The following is a 21,863-nucleotide window of genomic DNA, read 5'->3' as shown; positions in this document are numbered from 1 at the left end:
GGCCCGGGCGGACGCGGTCGCCTCCGTTGTCCGTGCGCCCGGCCACCCGCCCTTGCCGTCCCGCTCCCCTATATAGGGGCACATACGGGGCAGCCCACGTCGGGGCGGATCTTGTGGCGTACGCCGCGGCACTTCCCCTCAGCGCGCATCGTTACCATGCGTGGACGCACATTCCGACGACCACTGACACGACGAGGGACGGACAGCGCGTGGCCGAGGCGGCAGACTTCCAGGGCACCGGTGCCTCACCTGCCCGCCGGCGGGCCCGGCGCACCGCGGCACTGCTCGCCGGTGCGCCCCTGCTGGCCGGTCTGCTCCAGCTGCCCGCCGGTCCGGCGCACGCGGAAGGCCAGGCGGCCACCGAGGCCGACTCGGACTCCGGCTCGGTGGCCGTCGCCGTCGACTCGCTCACCCCGTCCGCCCCGACCGCGGGGGACACGGTGACCGTGTCCGGCACCGTGACCAACCACGGCAAGCAGCCGGTCACCAAGGCCCATGTCGGACTGCGGGTGGGAGCGGAGATCAACACCCGCTCGTCGGTCGACGCGGTCGCCAAGGACGGCACCGACCTGTCGGGATCCGTCCCTCCGGAGATCGACGACAAGTACACGGCGAAGTTCGACGAGCTCGCCCCCGGTGTCGCCGAGCACTTCAACATCTCCGTCCCGGCCGACGACCTGGACCTCGGCGAGGACGGCGTCTACGAATTCGCCGTCTCCCTCTCCGGCCAGACCTCGGCGCAGCCGTGGGAGCAGGTCCTCGGGATCCAGCGCACCTTCCTGCCCTGGCAGCCCGACGCGGCCGAGCAGAAGACGAAGACGACGTATCTCTGGCCCCTCGTCTCGACCACCCACATGGCCGCCGAGACGGGCCCGAACGAGGAGCAGACGCCGGTCTTCCTCAACGACGACCTGGCCAAGGAGATCTCCCCCGGAGGCCGCCTGAACCAGATGGTCGCGCTGGGCAAGGACCTCGACGTCACCTGGGTGGTCGATCCCGACCTGCTCGCCTCCGTCGACGCGATGACGGGCAGCTACCGGGTCCGCAGCGGGGACGACACCGTCAGCGGCACCCACCAGGACGTCGCCAAGCAGTGGCTCGCCGACCTCCAGGACGCGGTGGCCGACAGGGAAGTCGTCGCGCTGCCCTTCGCCGACCCCGATCTGGCCTCCCTGGCCCACAACGGCACGGACATCGCCGGGTCGCTGAGCCAGCTAAAGGAAGCCACCGACGTCGTCGACAACACGGTCCCGCCGATCCTCCACGTGAAACCGAACACGGACTTCGCGTGGCCCGTGGAGGGCGCGGTCGACCGGTCGATCGTCAAGGTCGCCACTTCGGCGGGCGCCGACAAGGTGATCGCCCGCAGCGACAGCCTCCAGGAGACCAACGGCCTGCCGTACACCCCGTCGGCCGCGCGTCCCATCGGCGGCGGGGTCACCGCCGTCGTCACGGACGCCCGGCTGTCCACGGCGTTCGAGGGCGACCTCGCGAAGGCTTCCGCGTCCACGCTCGCGGTGCAGCGGTTCCTCGCCCAGAGCCTGGCGCTGGGGCTCCAGACCGGCAAGCAGCGCAGCATCGTCGTCGCCCCGCAGCGCACGCCCTCCGGCAGCCAGGCCCGCGCGATGGCCGAGGCGCTGAAGACACTCCAGGGCGGCACCTGGTCCCAGCCCCAGAAGCTGGCGGACGCCGCCACGGCCAAGCCCGACCCCGAGGCCACCACCAAGGTGCCGGGCTCCTCCTCGTACCCGTCGGCACTGCGGAAGAAGGAACTGCCCCGGTCGGCGTTCACCCAGATCGCGCAGACGCAGGACAAGCTCGACGACTTCAAGGTCGTCCTGTCGGACCCGTCCCGGGTCGTGACGCCCTTCGGGCGGTCGCTGAACCGGGAGATGTCCGCGTCCTGGCGGGGCAGGGCCGCGCAGGCGGAGTCGTTCCGCGCCGGAGTGAGGTCGTACCTCGACGCGCTGAGCGGCCGGGTCAGACTGATCGACAAGTCGGAGACGAAGCTGTCGGGCCGCAGCGCCACGATCCCTGTGACGGTGCAGAACAACCTGGTCCAGGATGTCGGCCCCCTGGTGCTGCGGCTCACCTCGACGAATCCGACACGTCTGGAGATCGACGGCGCGGCCTATCAGGAGCAGCCGGTATCCGTCTCCGGAGGCCACAGCCAGTCGGTGAAGTTCACCACGTCCGCCAACGCCAACGGCCGGGCCACGGTGATCGCCCAGCTGTACACGTTGGACGGCCGGCGCTACGGCGAGGCCGTCACGTTCGACGTGAAGGTCACCGAGATCACCGCCACGGTGATGCTGGTCATCGGCGGCGGTGTCCTGCTCCTGGTCCTCGCCGGCTTCCGGATGTACACGCAGCGCAAGCGGGCCGCCGCCCGTGCGGACCAGGGCGGATCCGGCAAGGACCCGGAAGCCGATGACGACGAGGACGGGGCTGAGAAGCCCGGTGCCTCCGAGAACCCCGACGACCCCGAGGCGCGTCCCACGGAGTCCGAGGACCGCTCACGGGCAGGTGACCCGGAGCAGCCGAGTGACCCGGCACCGGACACCGCAGCGGAAAACGCCGACCCGTCCGGCACGGGTGAGAGAGTGGACCGTTGAGGATGTCGTGGCCGGTCGGCCCGGGACGATGAGGTGGGGTAACCATGAACGCGCCGTACGACGGTGACCGCGGTCAGGCCGTGGACGGCTCGGGCCACCCCGAGGGTCCCGTGCCCGACCACGGCCAGACGCCGCAGCCGCCCGCGGACATGTACCTCCAGGACGCCTACGACCAGGATCCCTACCGGGCGCAGGACCTCTCCGCCCAGGACCCGGTCTCCGAGGCGCTCTACGACCGCGCCGCGCACCCCCCGCCGCCCCCGGGTACGTACCCGCCGCAGCAGCAGCTGTACGGCCCGCCGTCGCAGTCGCCGTACGCCCCCGACCCGCGCGTCTGGGCCCAGACCCCGGCCCCCGAGCCGGAGGGCCCCACCCAGTACCTGCCGTACGGCGACGACCCGCGCACGACCCAGTTCGTCGGTGTCGACGACCTGGTAACCCAGGCCGGCGAGCAGCGGCACGAGCCGGACGCCTTCGCCCATCTGTTCCGCGACCAGCAGCAGGGCGGCGGTCACCCCTCCTACGACGACCAGTCCCAGGTTCCCTCGCCCGTGCCCGCTCCCGGGCAGTACGGCGCGACGCCCGGGCCGGACGAGTACCGCGGCTCCCAGGGCCCCGGTCCGTACGGCGGTGCCGCTCCGGCGCCCGGGCAGTACGCGGCGCCCGCGCCGGGCCAGTACGCGGCGGCCCCCGCCCCGGAGGCGGCCGAGGCGCCGGTCCAGGAAGCCGGCGGCCCCGCCGCGCCACCGGCGGCCGCTCCCAAGAAGGGCGGCCGTGCGGGCGGACTGCTGAAGTCCAGCGCCGTGATGGCGGCGGGCACGATGGTGTCCCGGCTGACCGGCTTCATCCGCTCGGCGCTGATCGTCTCGGCGCTCGGCGTGGGCCTGCTCGGCGACACCTTCCAGGTCGCCTACCAGCTGCCGACCATGATCTACATCCTCACCGTCGGCGGCGGCCTCAACTCGGTCTTCGTGCCCCAGCTGGTACGGGCCATGAAGGACGACGAGGACGGCGGCGAGGCCTTCGCCAACCGTCTGCTGACCCTGGTCATGGTGGCGCTCGGCGCGCTCACCGCGATCACCGTCTTCGCCGCCCCGCTCCTGATCCGGGTCCTGTCCAACCCCGTCGCCAGCAATCCGGCCGCGAACGACGTCGGCGTCACCTTCGTCCGCTATTTCCTGCCCTCGATCTTCTTCATGGGCCTGCACGTGGTGATGGGGCAGATCCTCAACGCCCGCGGCCGGTTCGGCGCGATGATGTGGACCCCGGTCCTGAACAACATCGTCATCATCGTGACCCTGGGCATGTTCATCTGGGTCTACGGGACCGCGGAGACCTCCGGCATGAAGGTCACCAGCATCCCGCCCGAGGGCCAGCGCCTGCTCGGCATCGGCGTGCTGCTGGGCCTGGTCGTGCAGTCCCTGGCGATGATCCCGTATCTGCGTGAGACGGGCTTCCGGCTGCGGCTGCGCTTCGACTGGCGGGGCCACGGACTCGGCAAGGCCGTCACCCTCGCCAAGTGGACGGTCCTGTTCGTCCTCGCCAACCAGGCGGGCGCCATGATCGTCATCCAGCTCTCCACGGCCGCGGGCACGGCGTCCCCCGTCGACGGCACCGGCTTCGCCGCCTACGCCAACGCGCAGCTGATCTGGGGACTGCCGCAGGCGATCATCACGGTCTCCCTGATGGCCGCCCTGCTGCCGCGCATCTCGCGCTCGGCCTCCGAGGACGACGCCGGCGCGGTCCGGGACGACATCTCCCAGGGCCTGCGCACGACGGCCGTCGCCATCGTGCCCGTGTCCTTCGGGTTCGTCTCGCTCGGCATCCCGATGTGCACGCTGATGTTCGGCTCCTCGGGCACCAGCGAGGCCACCAACATGGGCTACATGCTGATGGCATTCGGCCTCGGCCTCATCCCCTACTCGGTGCAGTACGTCGTCCTGCGCGCCTTCTACGCCTACGAGGACACCCGGACGCCCTTCTACAACACGGTCATCGTGGCCGCGTTCAACGCCGCCGCGTCCGGTCTGTGTTACGTCCTGCTGCCCGCCCGCTGGGCGGTGGTCGGCATGGCCGCCGCCTACGGCCTGGCCTACGCGATCGGCGTCGGCGTCGCCTGGCGCAGGCTGCGCAAGCGACTCGGCGGGGACCTGGACGGCGCCCGGGTGCTGCGCACGTACGCCCGGCTGTGCATCGCCTCCGTCCCGGCCGCCCTGCTCAGCGGCGCCGCCTGCTACGGGATCGGCCACAGCCTCGGCCAAGGCGTCGTGGGATCCCTCGCCGCTCTGCTGGCCGGTGCGGCGATCCTGTTCGGTGTCTTCTTCGTCGCCGCCCGAAAGATGCGGATCGAAGAGGTCAACTCATTGGTCGGTATGGTGCGCGGACGCCTGGGACGCTGAGACCGGGGGTAGGCGCACAACCATCGTCCGCCGCTGTGTGTCGTGCATAGCGGCGGACTGTGGGCACAATTGGGTTCGGCGTCGGGCTGCGCGCATCGGGAGTCGGTCGGCGTGCATCGAATGGGGAGGCAGGAACGACGGTGGCGGAACGGAGCACAGCTGCCGTCGACGTGGCAGACAACAGCGGTGACAAGCCGCTGACCGCAGAGGCGGACCAGTCCACGGCCGACGGACCGGCCAACAACCGGGAGCGGGACACGGACAGCGACGAGGCACAGGGGAGCCCCACGAGCGAGGATTCCGGCAAGGCCTCGCCTCCCGAACTGCACAGCGGGCACAAGCTCGCCAGACGCTACCGCCTCGAGGAATGCGTCACCCGTCTGGACGGCTTCAGCAGCTGGCGGGCCGTCGACGAGAAACTCCGCCGTGCCGTCGGGGTCCACGTCCTGCCGGCGGACCACGCGCGGGCCCGTTCCGTACTGGCCGCCGCACGCTCCGCCGCGCTGCTCGGCGATCCGCGTTTCGTCCAGGTACTGGACGCCGTCGAGGACAACGACCTCGTCTACGTCGTCCACGAATGGCTCCCCGACGCGACCGAACTGACCGCGCTCCTCGCCGCGGGCCCGCTCGACGCGTACGACGCCTACCAGATGGTGAGTCAGGTCGCGTCCGCGATGGCCGCGGCACACCGCGAGGGCCTCGCGCACCTGCGCCTGAACCCCAACGCCGTGCTGCGTACGTCGACGGGCCAGTGGCGGATCCGCGGACTGGCCGTCAGCGCCGCCCTGCGCGGGATCAGTTCCGACACCCCGCAGCGCACCGACACCGAGGCCATCGGCGCCCTGCTGTACGCCACGCTCACCCAGCGCTGGCCGTACGAGAGCGACGCCCACGGCATGGCGGGGCTGCCCAAGGACATCGGCCTGATCCCGCCGGACCAGGTACGCGCCGGCGTCCACCGCGGTCTGTCCGAGCTCGCCATGCGGGCGCTCGTCAACGACGGCGCCACCGCCTCGCGCCACGAGGCACCGTGCACTACGCCGGAGGAACTGGTCAAGGCGATCGGTGAGATGCCCCGCATCCGCCCGCCGGAGCCGACGTTCACCGCTCCACCCGCCTATCAGCGCACGTCGTACCAGCAGGGCACGTACGGCCGTCCGGCACCGCACCCCGGCGTCACCCAGCCGGTGCCGACGCCTCCGCCGCCGCTGCAGAGCCGTACCGGCAAGGCGCTGAAGTGGACCGTCTCCGCCCTGCTGATCGCCGCGCTCGGCCTCGGCAGCTGGCAGTTGGCCGACGCGCTCATGGAACGGGGCGGCAAGGCCGACGACCAGAACCAGACCCAGACGACGGACGGCGACGACAAGAGCCCGAAGATTCCGGCGTCCGGCAAGCCCATCAGCATCAGCGCCGCCCGGGACTTCGACCCCTTCGGCGACCAGTCCGAGAAGCCGTCCGAGATAGAGAACGTCTACGACGGCAGCCCCTCCACGTACTGGCAGACGGACTACTACCTCAGTTCCGACTTCGGCCGCCTCAAGTCGGGGGTCGGCGTCATCGTGGACCTCGGCAAGGTCCAGCAGGTCGGGAAGGTGACGGTCACCTTCGTCGGAAATACGTCCGTCGAACTGCGCAGCGCGAGTGCGGACGCCACCGAGGAGCCGACGTCGTTCGACGACTACGGCAAGGTCGCCGAGGGCTCCGGAACCACAGTGGAGCTCAAGCCCTCCAAAGCCTTCCAGAGCCGGTATCTGCTGGTGTGGCTCACCGATCTGCCCAAGCAGGCGGACACCGGGGAGTGGCGCGGCAGGCTGGCGGACGTCAAGGTGACCAGCTGACGGCATCTGCCGCGAGGAGAGGGTGCGATGGCGGACGGCACGAGGGGTGAGGGGCCCACCGATCAAGAGTTGCTCGCCCGCCACGTCGAGGGCGATCCCGATGCCTTCGGTGAGCTTGTGCGGCGGCATCGGGACCGGCTCTGGGCGGTAGCCCTGCGCACTCTGGGGGACCGTGAGGAGGCCGCTGACGCCGTCCAGGACGCACTCGTCTCCGCCTACCGTGCCGCGCACACCTTCCGCGGCCAGGCGGCCGTCACGACGTGGCTGCACAGGATCACCGTGAACGCCTGCCTGGACCGGGCCCGTAAGGCCGCCTCCCGCAAGACCGCGCCGGTCGACGACGCGGAACGCCTGGAGCAGCTGCTGGAGCCGCACGAGTCCGCCTCGGCCCCCGCCGAGCGCCACGACCTGCACCGCCAGCTCGTCGAGGCTCTGGGAACGCTCCCGGCCGATCAGCGGGCGGCCCTCGTCCTCGTCGACATGCAGGGTTACCCCGTCGCCGAGGCGGCACGGATCCTCGACGTGCCCGTCGGCACGGTCAAGAGCCGGTGTGCCCGTGGCAGAGCCAGGCTGCTGCCGCTCCTCACCCATCTGCGCCCGGACGGCAGCGGTGACGACGAGAAGCCCGGCCCCGAGGGGAACCGGACGCGAGGCGCATCCGTCCCACCCGCAGCGGGACCGCACCGGACGGGCCCGCCGGCAGCAGGCCAGAGCGATTCAGCCGCAGTGAAGGGCGGAGGTGGACGAGCGTGACGTCGTCGACGACAGACATGGCCGGGCATCCGGACGTCGCCGAGATCTCCGACCTCGCCGAAGGCCTGCTCCCCCCCGCACGGACCACGGACGTACGGCGGCACCTGGAGACCTGCGAGCCCTGCGCGGACGTCTACGCATCGCTGGAGGAGATCCAGGGCCTGCTCGGAACCCTGCCGGGGCCCCAGCGGATGCCCGACGACGTGGCGGAACGCATCGACGCCGCCCTCGCCGCCGAAGCACTGCTGAACGCGGCAGCTCCGGCAGCACCGGATGCGTCCGCCGAGGACGAGGGCCACGACGGCACGCATGTTTCACGTGAAACATGCGCGACCGACCGTCCCTCCGGCCGTGCCCGCACCTCCACCACGGGCCCGGGCCGCAAGGACCGCAGGCGCACCGGACGGCGCAGGATCGCCGCCCTCGGCGCCGTGGCCGCGGCAGCCGCCCTGGGGATCGGGTCCGTCATCGTGGCGTCCGTGACTGGAGGCAGCCCGGCCGACGACACGGCGGCCCACAAACAGCAGACCGCGCCCGTGGACACCTTCTCCGAGGCCAAGCTGCAGCAGCAGGTCACCGAGCTCGTCGGCGGCGACGGGCAGGACACGCGGAGCGGGCCGCGAACGCCGCACAGCTTCGGCACGCAGTCCGAGACGGAGAACCACGTCCTCACCCAGCCGACGATCGTTCCCGAGTGCGTCCAGAAGGCCATCGGCCGCGACGACGCCGCGCTCGCCACGGAGGAGGGCGTCTACAAGGGCAGGGAAGCACTGCTCGTGGTGCTGCCGGACACCCTCAACGGCAGCCGGGTCACCGCCTACATCGTCGACTCGGCCTGTGTGGACCAGCCCGCCGTCGGCAAGGCCACCGTGCTGCTGCAGCACACCTACACGCAGCCCTGAGCCGCCCTTCCTCGTCGTCCGCCGTGTGCCCCGACACAGCGGGAATGCGCGCCCCTTAGGATCCGTTGGGTGGGATGAGAGCTCCGACCGAAGCTCCACCCGGACCTGAAGACGCAGTCCAGAGACGAGGAATGAAGCCGTGAGCGACGTCCGAAACGTGATCATCATCGGCTCCGGGCCCGCCGGCTACACGGCGGCGCTCTACACCGCGCGCGCGTCGCTGAAGCCGCTGGTGTTCGAGGGCGCCGTCACCGCGGGTGGTGCGCTGATGAACACCACCGAGGTGGAGAACTTCCCGGGCTTCCAGGACGGCATCATGGGCCCCGAGCTCATGGACAACATGCGCGCCCAGGCCGAGCGCTTCGGCGCCGAGCTCATCCCGGACGATGTCGTCGCCGTCGACCTCGCCGGCGAGATCAAGACCGTCACCGACACCGCGGGCACCGTCCACCGGGCGAAGGCCGTCATCGTCACCACCGGCTCCCAGCACCGCAAGCTCGGTCTGCCCAACGAGGACGCCCTGTCCGGCCGCGGCGTCTCCTGGTGCGCGACCTGCGACGGCTTCTTCTTCAAGGACCAGGACATCGCCGTGATCGGCGGCGGTGACACCGCGATGGAGGAGGCCACGTTCCTCTCCCGGTTCGCCAGGTCCGTGACGATCGTCCACCGTCGCGACACCCTGCGTGCCTCCAAGGCGATGCAGGAGCGCGCCTTCGCCGACCCGAAGATCTCGTTCGTCTGGGACAGCGAGGTCGCCGAGATCCAGGGCGACCAGAAGCTGGCGGGCCTGAAGCTGCGCAACATCAAGACCGGCGAGCTCTCGGACCTGGCGGTGACCGGCCTGTTCATCGCCATCGGTCACGACCCGCGCACCGAGCTCTTCAAGGGCCAGCTCGACCTGGACCCGGAGGGCTACCTGAAGGTCGACGCCCCGTCGACCCGCACCAACCTGACCGGTGTCTTCGGCGCCGGTGACGTGGTCGACCACACCTACCGGCAGGCGATCACCGCTGCCGGCACCGGCTGCTCCGCCGCTCTCGACGCCGAGCGCTTCCTCGCCGCGCTCACCGACGAGGACAAGGCCGAGCCCGAGAAGACCACTGTCTGATCCCCACCCTCCCCGCACCAACCAGTTAAGGAGCCCGCCGTGGCCGGCACCCTGAAGCAAGTGACCGACGACTCCTTCGAGCAGGACGTCCTCAAGAACGACAAGCCCGTGCTGGTGGACTTCTGGGCCGCCTGGTGCGGACCGTGCCGCCAGATCGCGCCGTCCCTCGAGGCGATCGCTGCCGAGTACGGCGACAAGATCGAGATCGTCAAGCTGAACATCGACGAGAACCCGGGCACGGCCGCCAAGTACGGCGTCATGTCCATCCCCACGCTGAACGTGTACCAGGGTGGCGAGGTCGCCAAGACCATCGTCGGCGCCAAGCCCAAGGCCGCGATCGTCCGCGACCTCGAGGACTTCATCGCCGACTGATGTTTCACGTGAAACACGAAGGGGCCGACCCGTCTGGGCCGGCCCCTTCGGCTTGCAGCGCTTGAGGTGCTTCAGTGCGCTTGAGGTGCTGCGAGGCCTCCAGACCTCGGCATCATCACAGCGGCCGCAGCACCGGCTCCTTCTGTACGGCTCCGAGCAGCCGGTCCAGCGCCATCTCCACGTCTTCCTTCCAGGACAGCGTGGACCGCAGCTCCAGTCTCAGCCGCGGATGGTAGGGATGCGGCCGTACCGTCTTGAAGCCCACGGCCAGCAGATGATCCGCCGGCAGCACACACGCGGGCTCCTTCCAGCGGGCATCCCCGAAGGCCTCGATCGCCTTGAAGCCTCGCCGCAGCAGATCCTTGGCGACCGTCTGCACCATCACCCGTCCCAGCCCCTGCCCCTGGTACCCCGGCAGCACGAAGGCCGTCATCAACTGCACCGCATCCGGAGCGACGGGACTGGTGGGAAACGCCGCCGAGCGCGGCACATAGGCGGGAGGGGCATAGAGCATGAAGCCCACCGGTACGTCGTCGACGTAGACCACCCGACCGCAGGACCCCCAGTCCAATAGGACCGCGGAGATCCATGCCTCCTTCTCCGTCTCGGAGGTCCCCCCGGCTACCGCGGCTTCGCCGCTGACGGGGTCGAGCTCCCAGAAGACGCACGAACGACAGCGCTGGGGGAGATCTTGAAGGTTGTCCAGCGTGAGCGGTACGAGCCGACGCCCCATGAACGCTGTTCCTCGCTTCCTTCGCCCGTCGCATGGCGGGCGGCTGTGAGAGCACTCCGTTCCCTGAGCAGGCTGCCGATGAATCCACCGGCCGCGCCCAGCCCCAGTCCCGCGCTCACCAGTCCGGTGCGGCTGATCGTTCGCATGGCCCCTGCCTGCCTCTCAGAGGTGCTGCCGGGTGATTGCGCCGTCTCGTAGGCATCGTATCCACGATGGAGGACGTGGGCACCGACGGAAAAGCAAAGGGCGAGCCGTGTTCCGGTAGCACCGGACACAGCCCGCCCCTCGGCAACCAGAGCACCCTCAAGTGCTCCACCTGCCCGAAGGTCAGGACTCGGTTTCCTCGTCCTCTCCGGCCGCGAGGCCCTTCTGCAGCACGGGGCCCTCGCCGGGAGCGAGGCTTCCAAGAATGCGCTCGAGGTCTTCCATGGAGGCGAACTCCACGGTGATCTTCCCCTTCTTCTGCCCCAGGTCGACCTTCACCCGTGTCTCGAAGCGGTCCGAGAGCCGGGTCGCCAGCTCAGACAGCGCCGGAGAGACGAGAGCACCCGCCCGCGGCCCCTTGGCCCGCTGCGGCTTCTGCGGCCTCGAACCCATCAGCGTCACGATCTCCTCGACCGCCCGCACCGAGAGCCCCTCCGCCACGATCCGGTGAGCCAACCGCTCCTGCTCCTCCGAGTCCTCGACGGAGAGCAACGCCCGGGCATGCCCGGCGGAAAGCACTCCGGCGGCCACACGGTTCTGCACCTTCGGGGAGAGCTTCAGCAGACGCAGCGTGTTGGACACCTGCGGGCGGGACCGGCCGATGCGGTCCGCCAGCTGGTCGTGCGTGCAGTTGAAGTCCTTCAGGAGCTGGTCGTAGGCGAAGGCCTCTTCCAGCGGGTTCAGCTGGGCGCGGTGCAGGTTCTCCAGCAGCGCGTCCAGGAGGAGCTGCTCGTCCTCCGTGGCCCGCACGATCGCCGGAATGGCCTCCAGCCCTGCTTCGCGGCTGGCGCGGAGACGCCGCTCACCCATGATGAGCTCGTAGCGGCCGGGCCCCGTCTGCCGGACGACGACCGGCTGAAGGAGACCGACCTCCTTGATCGACGTCACCAGCTCCGCGAGAGCGTCCTCGTCGAACACCTTGCGAGGCTGCCGCGGGTTCGGAGTGATCGAGTCCAGGGGCACTTCCGCGAAGTGAGCCCCCAGGGGAGGCTCGGGCAGTCCCGCCACGGCACTCGGCGCCGACTCTTCTGTTTCACGTGAAACAGAGGTCAGCGTGGCCACCTTCGCAGCCGCCACTCCCCGGTCGCCGGACAGCCCAGGCACCGAGGAAGAGGACGCGGACGCCGCGTTCCCCAGGGCGGCCGAGGCCACCGACTTCTCGGTCGGGGCTGCGGGAATCAGTGCGCCAAGACCACGGCCCAACCCCCTTCGTCGCTCACTCACTGGATCCCCTCCACCATGTTCGGGTCATTCTGTGCGCCGATATGAGCCTGGGCCGGGTCGTAGTTGACCCCCACGCCCCTCAGCGCGATCTCGCGTGCCGCCTCCAGGTAGGAGAGGGCTCCACTCGATCCTGGATCGTAGGTCAGCACCGTCTGCCCATAACTCGGGGCCTCCGAGATACGGACGGAACGCGGGATACTCGTCCGCAGGACCTCTTCGCCGAAGTGGCTGCGCACCTCGTCCGCGACCTGCGACGCCAGCCGTGTGCGGCCGTCGTACATGGTGAGCAGGATCGTCGACACATGCAGGGTGGGGTTGAGATGCCCTCGCACCAGGTCGACGTTCCGAAGGAGCTGCCCCAGCCCCTCCAGCGCGTAGTACTCGCACTGGATCGGGATCAGCACCTCCTGGCCCGCGACGAGTGCGTTGACCGTCAGCAGACCAAGGGAAGGCGGGCAATCGATGAGGATGTAGTCCAGCGGCTGCTCATACGCCTGGATCGCCCGCTCCAGCCGGCTCTCCCGCGCCACCAAGGAGACCAGCTCGATCTCCGCGCCGGCGAGGTCGATGGTGGCGGGGGCACAGAAGAGGCCCTCGACGTCGGGAACCGGCTGGACGACCTCGGAGAGCGGCCGGCTCTCGACCAGCACGTCATAGATGGACGGAACCTCGGCGTGGTGATCGATGCCCAGCGCGGTGGAGGCATTGCCCTGCGGATCGAGGTCGACGACCAGCACACGGGCCCCGTGCAGCGCCAGCGACGCGGCGAGGTTGACGGTCGTCGTCGTCTTGCCGACGCCGCCCTTCTGATTGGCGACCACGATCACGCGGGTCTGCTCGGGCCGCGGCAGCCCCTCACCGGCTCGGCCCAGAGCCTCCACCGCCAGTTGGGCCGCTCGACCGATCGGCGTGTCGTCCATCGGAGGCGGTGTTTCACGTGAAACATCCGCCCCCATCGACTCGGCGCGGGGACCGGGGACCGGATCGGTCATCGGTCCCGCGATGTTGGCGTCGGACCGCAAGGATTCACTCTCCTCGACTTCAGGCTCGCAATGAACAGAGCCTCCCATGCCTTCGGGGTGGTGAACCAGTGAGGCCTGACGTTCTGTGGAGAAATCCACCTCTGTGGACAACTCCCTAGCCCGCAAGAGGGTCGGATCCTCGGGAGAGTCCGGATCCTCCGCGAGAGAACCGAGAGGCCTCCGGTCGCGAGGTTCGGCCGCGGCGCGACCGCGGCTGATGATGCCGTGCAACAGTGAGCGACGTTTCACGTGAAACACGATGCACAGCACCCGAGGGCGATCCATCGCGACACTCCGGCACGCACAGGCGGGGAGGCTTGTGTGGAGTACGGAGCACCCTCGGAGCACCGCCCTGAGGGGCACTGCTATCGGAGCACCGCCCTCAGGGCACTGCCCCCAGAACCGCGCCCCTCAGGGCAGCGTCGTCAGAGCGCCGCCCTCATCCACGCCGCCGGCGTGCCCGTCCCGTCCGGGCCGCCTTGGCCCGCTTCGCGGCGAAGCGCACTCCGCCAGGGCTCTCGCCGACCTCGACGCGCACCACCGTGGACTGGGGATCCACGACGCCCTCACCCACATGCAGGATCGACGTCTCCACCGCACCGAGCTTGCTCAACGCCGTGGCCGCGGCCTTGAGCTCTTCCTCCGCCGTGTCGCCCTTGAGGGCGAGCATCTCGCCGTAGGGGCGCAGCAGCGGAATACCCCAGGTGGCCAGGCGGTCCAGCGGCGCGACGGCACGGGCTGTCACCACGTGCACGGGCGGAACCTTGCCCATGACCTCCTCGGCCCGGCCCCGCACCACGGTCACATGATCCAGGCCCAGCAGCTCCACCACCTCGGTCAGGAAGTTGGTGCGCCGCAGCAGCGGCTCCAGAAGCGTGATCTTCAGATCGTCCCGGACCAGCGCCAGCGGAATCCCGGGCAGTCCGGCGCCCGAGCCGACGTCGCACACCGTCACTCCCTCGGGCACGACCTCCGAGAGCACCGCACAGTTCAGCAGGTGCCGCTCCCACAGGCGCGGGACCTCACGGGGACCGATCAGGCCCCGCTGCACTCCCGCCTCGGCGAGCAGCTCCGCATAGCGGACCGCGTCCGCGTAGCGATCACCGAACACCTCACGTGCCTGCTCGGGCACAGGGGGAAGCTCCGCTGCCTCCGTCACGGGGGACCGTCCTTCCGTACCGCATCGGCGCCCGGGCGCCGATGCCAGAACCACCAGAACTATCAGGCTGACAAAATTCGGCCCCGCCTGCGCAACAGACGGGGCCGGAGAACGTGGGAACCGATCAGGCGGGAAGTACGACGACGAAGCGCTGCGGCTCCTCGCCCTCGGACTCGCTGCGCAGCCCTGCGGCCTTGACCGCGTCGTGCACGACCTTGCGCTCGAACGGCGTCATCGGCTGCAGCCGCACGGCCTCGCCGCTGCTCTTGGCCTCGGCTGCGGCCTTCGCGCCCAGCTCGGAGAGCTCGGCGCGCTTCCGGGCCCGGTAGCCCGCGATGTCGAGCATCAGCCGGCTGCGGTCCCCGGTCTCCCGGTGCACGGCCAGACGCGTCAGCTCCTGCAGAGCCTCCAGCACCTCACCGTCCCGGCCGACCAGCTTCTGGAGATCACGGCTGTTCGTGTCGCTGATGATCGAGACAGAGGCACGGTCGGCCTCGACGTCCATGTCGATGTCGCCGTCCAGGTCGGCGATGTCGAGCAGACCCTCCAGGTAGTCCGCGGCGATCTCGCCCTCCTGCTCGAGGCGAGTCAGGGTGTCTGCACCCTCGGCAGCGGCGGAGGTGGTGCCTTCCGTCACGGGATGGACTCCTTCTTACTTCTTCGACGGGGACTTGGGCCGCTGCGGGCCCTTGCGCTGTCCGGACTGGGCCTTGCTGCGACCACCGCTGCCGGGCTTCTGAGCGGACTTCTTGGCTGCGGCGGACTGGGTGCCCTGCTTGGCACCCTCCGGCTCGTCGGACTTGCTGAGCGAGGTCTTCGGCTCGGCCTCGCCGGCCGCCTTCGTCGACTGCCGCTGGGACTTGCTCTGCCGCTTGGGCTGCTGACGCTTCGGTGTGCCCGTCGTGACGGGAGCACCGTCCTCGGTCTGCGCGGCGACAGCGGCGTCGCTCTTCACCACGGTGCCGTCGGGCTGAGCCGCGAGGCCCGCCTTGTTCAGACCGTTGATGAACTTGCGCTCGAACTCGTTGCGGTCCCGTCCCTTGGCGACGATCGCCTTGACGATGGCCTTCTCACCACGTCCGCGCGTCTTGCCGTGCTCGGTGACGTGCTTGTGCAGGCGCTCCAGGTAGGCGGCCTGGGCCTTGGAACCCGGGGTCGGGTTGTTGCGGATGACGTACATCTGCTGGCCCATGGTCCACACGTTGGTGGTCAGCCAGTAGACGAGGACACCGACCGGGAAGTTGATGCCGAAGACGGCGAACATGACCGGGAAGACGTACATCAGCATCTTCTGCTGCTGCATGAACGGCGTCTTCACCGTCGTGTCGACGTTCTTGGTCATCAGCTGGCGCTGGGTGAAGAACTGCGACGCCGACATCAGGATGATCATGATGGCGGTGACCACACGAACGTCGGTGATGGAGGATCCGAGGGATTCCACCTTGGACGCGCTGTCGGTGAACTTCGCCGCGAGCGGGGCACCGAAGATGTGGGCCTTCTGCGCGCTCTCCAGCAGGCGCTCGTTGATGACACCGATGGTGTCGCCCGTCGCGATGCCGTTGAGCACGTGGTACAGGGCGAAGAAGAACGGGGACTGCGCCAGGATGGGAAGGCACGAGGAGAGCGGGTTGGTACCCGTCTCCTTGTACAGCTTCATCATCTCTTCGGACTGACGCTGCTTGTCGTTCTTGTAGCGCTCCTGGATCTTCTTCATCTCCGGCTGGAGCGTCTGCATCGCGCGCGTCGACTTGATCTGCTTCACGAAGAGCGGGATCAGGCAGATGCGGATCAGAATCACCAGGGACACGATGGACAGGCCCCAGGCCCATCCCGTGTCAGGGCCGAAGATGGCGCCGTACACGCTGTGGAACTGGACGATGACCCAGGAGACAGGTGTCGTGATGAAGCTGAAGAGGCTGGCAATCGTGTCCACTAATCATGCTCCTTGGGCATGGGACTGGGTCTCTGCGGCCGGGCTCGAAGGACGGGACGGACTCGTGGGAGAAGCCTGTCCTTCGATGGCCGGTTCGGCGGCGGAGGGCCCGCCCCTGCGTGCACGCCAGGCGTCACGCAGCATTTCGTGCCACCGCGGGCGCTTGCGCGGCGGAACATGGTCCACCCCGCCCAGCGACCACGGATTGCACCGCAGAATGCGCCAGGCGGTGAGTGCCGTTCCCTTGATGGCACCGTGCCGGTCGATGGCCGTGTAGCCGTAGTGGGAACACGACGGGTAGTACTTGCAGACCGGCCCCAGCAGAGGACTGATCGTCCACTGGTACAGCTTGATCAGAGCCAGCAGCGGGTACTTCATCGCGCGCCCCCTCCCAGTAGCCGCTTCAGGGCGGCGTCCAGGTCTCGGGCCAGCTGTGCATGGTCGGCGTCACCCGCACCGGGCAGCGCTCGTACGACTACCAGGCTACCGGGGGGAAACAGGTCGATCCGGTCCCGCATCAGATGGCGAAGCCTGCGCTTCACCTTGTTGCGGACCACCGCACCACCCACGGCCTTGCTCACGACGAAACCCGCACGTGTCGGGGGAGCGCTCTCCCCAGGCGCGTGCGGGTCCGTGGCACCGCTTCGAAGGTGGACGACGAGGGCCGGACGGCCGGCCCGGCGGCCTCGTCGTACCGCGGTCGCGAAGTCCTCGCGCCGCCTCAGCCGGTTCTCGGTGGGCAGCACGACGTCATGACCTGACCGGGATCAGGCGGACAGACGGGCGCGACCCTTGCTGCGGCGGGACGCGAGAATCGCGCGGCCGGCACGGGTGCGCATACGCAGCCGGAAGCCGTGGGTCTTCGCGCGACGACGGTTGTTCGGCTGGAAGGTGCGCTTGCTCACTCGGGGGCTCCAGAAAGAATCGGGGTTGGCGGGGTGCCGTCCTGGCTGTCACCGTGCGCCCACGAGTAGCTCGCGTCACGCCCGAGTGCACCGCTTTTCGATCACCTTGGACGTGACCTGTGCCCATCGGAGGCAGGCGGCAGCAGCCATCGACAACTCGACCTGGTTACGGTACGTGAGACTGCGCCATTCGGTCAAACCAGAGATGACCAAGGCACACTTGTCCACAGGCTGGGGACAACGACTTGAACCCTACCCGTCGCGCTGACTACCGTGACTGAACTCCGATTCGTTCCCTTATCCCTGCCCCACCCGAGTTTCATCCCGACCCGTCCCCGAATCACACCTTCGAGGGACTCGTGAGAGAGCGTGCCCTGTGGCTGACGTACCTGCCGATCTTGCCGCAGTGTGGCCACGCGTACTGGAGCAGCTCCTCGGGGAGAACCGCGGACAGGGGGTCGAGTCGAAGGACGAGCACTGGATCCGCCGCTGCCAGCCCCTGGCGCTGGTCGCCGACACCGCGCTGCTCGCCGTACCCAACGAATTCGCCAAGGGCGTGCTCGAAGGCCGGCTCGCCCCCGTCGTCAGCGAGACGCTGAGCCGGGAGTGCGGCCGCCCCATCCGCATCGCCATCACCGTCGACGAGACCGCGGGCGAGACCCCCGCGCCGCCGGCGCCCCCCGCACGCCCCCAGCCGCGCTACGAGGAGCCCGAGCTCCCCGCCCCGGGCCAGGGAGCAGGCGGAACGGGCCAGGGCGGCCCGACGCCCCACAACCGCGACGACTACGAGGGATACGGCCGCCACCGCGCCGACCAACTCCCCACCGCGCGCCCCGCCTACCCGCAGGAGTACCAGCGTCCCGAGCCCGGCGCCTGGCCCCGCCCGTCCCAGCAGGACGACTACGGCTGGCAGCAGCAGCGCCTCGGCTTCCCGGAACGCGATCCGTACGCCTCACCGCAGCAGGACTCGTACGGCCCGCCAGCCCAGGACGGCTATTCCTCACCCCCGCAGGACGGCTACCCGCAGGACTCCTACTCCCAGGACTCCTACGGCCAGGAGTCGTACCCCCAGGACGCGTACCCGCAGGACCGGCGCCCCCAGGACCGCCGCCCGCAGTCACCGGAACGCCCCCCGTACGACGCGCAGCGCCCCGACTACGACCAGCCGCGCGGCGACTACGACCAGCGCGGTACCCGGCGCGACCTGCCCGAGCCGCCCCCCGGCTCCGGTCACGTCCACCGCGGCGGCCCCGTCGGGCCCGGACCCGCCACCGGCGCCCCCGGGCCGCTGGCCGCACAGCCCGCGCCGGCCACCGGCCCCGGCGAACCGACCGCACGACTGAACCCGAAGTACCTCTTCGACACCTTCGTCATCGGCGCCTCCAACCGCTTCGCCCACGCGGCGGCCGTCGCCGTCGCCGAGGCACCCGCCAAGGCGTACAACCCCCTCTTCATCTACGGGGAGTCCGGCCTCGGCAAGACCCATCTCCTCCACGCGATCGGGCACTACGCGCGCAGCCTCTACCCCGGCACCCGTGTGCGCTACGTGAGCTCGGAGGAGTTCACCAACGAGTTCATCAACTCCATCCGCGACGGCAAGGGCGACAGTTTCCGCAAGCGCTACCGCGAGATGGACATCCTGCTCGTCGACGACATCCAGTTCCTCGCGGACAAGGAGTCGACGCAGGAGGAGTTCTTCCACACCTTCAACACGCTCCACAACGCCAACAAGCAGATCGTCCTGTCCTCCGACCGGCCGCCCCGGCAGCTGGTGACGCTGGAGGACCGGCTGCGGAACCGTTTCGAGTGGGGCCTGACCACCGACGTGCAGCCGCCCGAGCTCGAGACGCGCATCGCGATCCTGCGCAAGAAGGCGGTGCAGGAGCAGCTCAACGCCCCGCCGGAGGTGCTGGAGTTCATCGCCTCCCGCATCTCGCGCAACATCCGAGAGCTGGAAGGCGCGCTGATCCGGGTCACGGCCTTCGCGTCCCTCAACCGGCAGCCGGTGGACCTGGGTCTGACCGAGATCGTCCTCAAGGACCTGATCCCCGGCGGCGAGGACTCCGCCCCCGAGATCACGTCCACGGCCATCATGGGGGCCACCGCCGACTACTTCGGCCTCACCGTCGAGGACCTGTGCGGCACCTCGCGCGGGCGCGCGCTGGTGACGGCCCGCCAGATCGCCATGTACCTGTGCCGCGAGCTGACGGACCTCTCCCTGCCGAAGATCGGCGCGCTGTTCGGCGGCCGCGACCACACCACGGTGATGCACGCCGACCGCAAGATCCGCAATCTGATGGCCGAGCGCCGCTCCATCTACAACCAGGTGACGGAGCTGACCAACCGCATCAAGAACGGCTGACGCGGCCGCCGGCGCGGGCCGGAACGCGTCCTGAAGGCGCCCCTGGAGAGTCCTGGGGCGCCTTTTCACGCCCGGCAAGCCAACCCGAGACGCAACCCGGCAAGCCAACCCGGGACGCGACCCGGGAAACGGCCACGAAACGGCCCAGGAAGAGGCTGAGGGTGCGGCTGAGGCCTCCTGGATGCGCCGGAACGCTCCCCCCCGCCACCCCCGCGCCACCCCCGCACCGGCTCCACCCCGCTCTCGCCCCGCCCCCGCTCCGCTCCTCCGCTGTTCGAATACCTGCCGGGTTACGGCCTCCCTCCACAGATTCGGTGACTTTTTCCCCTCCACAGCTTGGGGACCGGGAAGTTGTCCCGATCCTGTCCACAGGCTGGGATGCTGAGGAATGATCAGGGCAGGTCAGCCGCCTGTGGATCCGTGGACAAAAGATCTCCACAGCCTGTGGACAACGGAAAGACCCCCAGCCCGTACGTCAAGTTGTCCACGGGCAACCCACAGGCTGAGGCCGGTTGTCCCCAGCGATCACCCGCTTCTCCACATCCCTGTCCACTGTTCGGCAACCCGAGGCGCCCCCTCACCGGCACGAGTGAAAGGCGTCACATCAAGGTGCCGGATTGGGCTGTGGGAAAGGCGGGTAAACCTGGGGACGGCGTTGGGGAGAAGTCGCCCCTGCCTGTGCACGGCGTGTGCAGAACTTTCTGTTCTCCACAGAGACGCCCGGTTGTCCACCGGCTCCGCCCACAGGCTCCGTGGATAAAATTCCTGCTCTGACCTGCACAAACGCGGTTATCCACGGTATCCACAGGCCCTACTACTACTCCCGACTAGAGAGAGAGCGGGAATCGTTTCGAAGCGGGACCTGTGCACAACTCGCTCTCCCGGGCCCGACCGTCCCTCGTCGCGACTTGACCCCGAAGGGCACCTACTGTCAGTGCGGTGCGTCAGACTGGTCCCCGGTGTTCTGCCCCTCGGCGGGGCCGACGACACCGGGTCAGACGACGAAGGCGAAGCAGGGCGAGAAGCGCCGGCAACAGCAGGAGGCGGCAACAGTGAAGATCCGGGTGGAACGCGACGTACTCGCGGAGGCCGTGGCCTGGGCGGCCCGCAGCCTCCCGGCCCGTCCGCCGGCGCCGGTCCTCGCGGGCCTGCTGCTGAAGGCCGAGGAGGGGCAGCTGAGCCTGTCCAGCTTCGACTACGAGGTCTCCGCGCGGGTGTCCGTGGAGGCGGAGGTCGAGGAGGAGGGCACGGTCCTCGTCTCCGGCCGGCTGCTCGCCGACATCTCCCGCGCCCTGCCCAACCGGCCGGTGGAGATCTCCACAGACGGTGTACGGGCGACGGTGGTCTGCGGCTCCTCGCGCTTCACCCTCCACACCCTGCCTGTGGAGGAGTACCCCGCCCTGCCGCAGATGCCGAACGCCACGGGCACCGTCCCCGGCGAGGTCTTCTCGGCGGCCGTGCAGCAGGTCGCCATCGCCGCAGGACGCGACGACACGCTGCCCGTCCTCACCGGTGTGCGCATCGAGATCGAGGGCGACACGGTGACGCTGGCCTCCACCGACCGCTACCGCTTCGCGGTCCGCGAGTTCCTGTGGAAGCCGGAGAACCCGGAGACCTCCGCGGTCGCCCTGGTGCCCGCCAAGACGCTGCTGGACACCGCCAAGGCGCTGACCAGCGGCGACCAGGTGATCCTGGCGCTGTCCGGGTCGGGTGCGGGTGAGGGCCTGATCGGTTTCGAGGGCGCGGGCCGCCGGACGACGACGCGTCTGCTGGAGGGCGACCTCCCGAAGTACAAGACGCTCTTCCCGACGGAGTTCAACAGCGTCGCCGTGATCGAGACCGCCCCCTTCGTGGAGGCCGTCAAGCGCGTGGCCCTGGTCGCCGAGCGCAACACCCCGGTGCGGCTCAGCTTCGAGCAGGGCGTGCTCATCCTGGAGGCCGGCTCCAGCGACGACGCACAGGCTGTGGAAAGGGTGGACGCCCAGCTCGAGGGCGACGACATCTCGATCGCCTTCAACCCGACGTTCCTGCTCGACGGTCTGAGCGCGATCGACTCGCCGGTGGCCCAGCTGTCGTTCACGACGTCCACGAAGCCCGCGCTGCTCAGCGGCAGGCCCGCGGTGGACGCCGAGGCGGACGAGGCCTACAAGTACCTGATCATGCCGGTGCGGCTGAGCGGCTGAGGCCGTCCCGGTCGTCCGCTGTCTCATCCACTGTCCACAGGCTGAGGACAAAGCCCCAGGTGAGGGCGTACGTATGAGCGCGTATGCCCACAGCTGTGCATGGGGGTCCGGGTTTAGGGTCGTACGTGGGTACGAAAGTGCCGCGGCACGC

The 21,863-nt window shown here is 69.5% G+C and carries 18 protein-coding genes; 9 read left to right on the top strand and 9 right to left on the bottom strand.

All coding sequences use genetic code 11. The annotated features are described in order from the left end of the window. Window positions 1-209 precede the first annotated feature (209 nt). The 7 genes from AB0E77_RS22980 (at window position 210) to trxA (ending at window position 9,987) form a co-directional block, all read left to right on the top strand. Window positions 210-2,615 carry a DUF6049 family protein gene (locus tag AB0E77_RS22980; RefSeq protein ID WP_361573487.1) on the top strand — a complete coding sequence of 802 codons (2,406 nt, stop codon included), beginning with the start codon at window positions 210-212 and terminating at the stop codon, window positions 2,613-2,615. A 44-nt stretch (window positions 2,616-2,659) separates the two neighbouring features. Next, window positions 2,660-5,014, top strand: a complete 2,355-nt coding sequence (gene murJ, locus AB0E77_RS22975; protein ID WP_361573485.1) for a murein biosynthesis integral membrane protein MurJ — start codon at window positions 2,660-2,662, stop codon at window positions 5,012-5,014. A 140-nt stretch (window positions 5,015-5,154) separates the two neighbouring features. After that, window positions 5,155-6,852 carry a protein kinase family protein gene (locus AB0E77_RS22970; RefSeq protein WP_361573483.1) on the top strand — a complete coding sequence of 566 codons (1,698 nt, stop codon included), beginning with the start codon at window positions 5,155-5,157 and terminating at the stop codon, window positions 6,850-6,852. A gap of 27 nt (window positions 6,853-6,879) precedes the next feature. After that, window positions 6,880-7,605, top strand: coding sequence for an RNA polymerase sigma factor SigM (sigM, locus tag AB0E77_RS22965; RefSeq protein WP_361573481.1), 726 nt, complete (start codon window positions 6,880-6,882; stop codon window positions 7,603-7,605). Between the two features lie 17 nt (window positions 7,606-7,622). After that, a complete protein-coding gene (locus AB0E77_RS22960) occupies window positions 7,623-8,507 on the top strand; it encodes a zf-HC2 domain-containing protein (protein ID WP_361573596.1) in 885 nt (294 codons plus the stop codon). Window positions 8,508-8,646: 139 nt separating this feature from the next. Further along, window positions 8,647-9,615, top strand: a complete 969-nt coding sequence (trxB, locus tag AB0E77_RS22955) for a thioredoxin-disulfide reductase (RefSeq protein ID WP_361573480.1) — start codon at window positions 8,647-8,649, stop codon at window positions 9,613-9,615. A 39-nt stretch (window positions 9,616-9,654) separates the two neighbouring features. Continuing rightward, entirely contained in the window at window positions 9,655-9,987 is a 333-nt protein-coding gene (trxA, locus tag AB0E77_RS22950; RefSeq protein WP_121748009.1) for a thioredoxin, read from the top strand. A gap of 115 nt (window positions 9,988-10,102) precedes the next feature. On the opposite strand, the gene AB0E77_RS22945 is transcribed toward trxA, so the two are convergent. The 9 genes from AB0E77_RS22945 to rpmH form a co-directional block, all read right to left on the bottom strand. Beyond that, window positions 10,103-10,720 carry a GNAT family N-acetyltransferase gene (locus tag AB0E77_RS22945; protein WP_361573478.1) on the bottom strand — a complete coding sequence of 206 codons (618 nt, stop codon included), beginning with the start codon at window positions 10,718-10,720 and terminating at the stop codon, window positions 10,103-10,105. 327 nt (window positions 10,721-11,047) lie between these two features. Next, the gene (locus AB0E77_RS22940; protein ID WP_361573476.1) at window positions 11,048-12,148 is read right to left on the bottom strand and encodes a ParB/RepB/Spo0J family partition protein; all 1,101 of its coding nucleotides are present in this window, start codon (window positions 12,146-12,148) and stop codon (window positions 11,048-11,050) included. Beyond that, window positions 12,145-13,218 (bottom strand): ParA family protein, encoded by a 1,074-nt coding sequence (locus tag AB0E77_RS22935; RefSeq protein ID WP_361573594.1) that lies wholly within the window; start codon window positions 13,216-13,218, stop codon window positions 12,145-12,147. The genes AB0E77_RS22940 and AB0E77_RS22935 overlap by 4 nt, the downstream gene beginning before the upstream one ends. Window positions 13,219-13,609: 391 nt before the next feature. Beyond that, window positions 13,610-14,329, bottom strand: coding sequence for a 16S rRNA (guanine(527)-N(7))-methyltransferase RsmG (gene rsmG, locus AB0E77_RS22930; RefSeq protein ID WP_189230177.1), 720 nt, complete (start codon window positions 14,327-14,329; stop codon window positions 13,610-13,612). A gap of 124 nt (window positions 14,330-14,453) precedes the next feature. Beyond that, window positions 14,454-14,966, bottom strand: coding sequence for a R3H domain-containing nucleic acid-binding protein (locus AB0E77_RS22925; protein WP_361573474.1), 513 nt, complete (start codon window positions 14,964-14,966; stop codon window positions 14,454-14,456). A 15-nt stretch (window positions 14,967-14,981) separates the two neighbouring features. Then, complete coding sequence (yidC, locus tag AB0E77_RS22920; RefSeq protein WP_361573472.1) at window positions 14,982-16,262, bottom strand: membrane protein insertase YidC; 1,281 nt, start codon at window positions 16,260-16,262, stop codon at window positions 14,982-14,984. A 3-nt stretch (window positions 16,263-16,265) separates the two neighbouring features. Continuing rightward, window positions 16,266-16,640, bottom strand: coding sequence for a membrane protein insertion efficiency factor YidD (gene yidD, locus AB0E77_RS22915; protein WP_361573470.1), 375 nt, complete (start codon window positions 16,638-16,640; stop codon window positions 16,266-16,268). After that, window positions 16,637-17,008, bottom strand: a complete 372-nt coding sequence (gene rnpA / locus AB0E77_RS22910; RefSeq protein WP_077798181.1) for a ribonuclease P protein component — start codon at window positions 17,006-17,008, stop codon at window positions 16,637-16,639. Before rnpA ends, yidD begins: the two co-directional genes overlap by 4 nt. Before the next feature lie 21 nt (window positions 17,009-17,029). Continuing rightward, window positions 17,030-17,167, bottom strand: a complete 138-nt coding sequence (gene rpmH / locus AB0E77_RS22905) for a 50S ribosomal protein L34 (protein ID WP_003956500.1) — start codon at window positions 17,165-17,167, stop codon at window positions 17,030-17,032. Between the two features lie 376 nt (window positions 17,168-17,543). Here rpmH and dnaA point away from each other — a divergent pair, with 376 nt between their 5' ends. Both dnaA and dnaN read left to right on the top strand, forming a co-directional pair. Further along, on the top strand, window positions 17,544-19,529 hold the full coding sequence (gene dnaA, locus AB0E77_RS22900) for a chromosomal replication initiator protein DnaA (RefSeq protein WP_361573468.1): 1,986 nt from the start codon (window positions 17,544-17,546) through the stop codon (window positions 19,527-19,529). 1,052 nt (window positions 19,530-20,581) lie between these two features. Next, the gene (gene dnaN, locus AB0E77_RS22895) at window positions 20,582-21,712 is read left to right on the top strand and encodes a DNA polymerase III subunit beta (protein WP_161163705.1); all 1,131 of its coding nucleotides are present in this window, start codon (window positions 20,582-20,584) and stop codon (window positions 21,710-21,712) included. The last annotated feature ends 151 nt before the right edge of the window (window positions 21,713-21,863 follow it).

Origin of the sequence: Streptomyces sp. NPDC032940, from assembly GCF_040636935.1 — a bacterium.
Taxonomy (GTDB): Bacteria; Actinomycetota; Actinomycetes; order Streptomycetales; family Streptomycetaceae; genus Streptomyces.
Note: the sequence above shows the minus strand (reverse complement) of the source record. Positions and strands in the feature narration are given on the sequence as shown.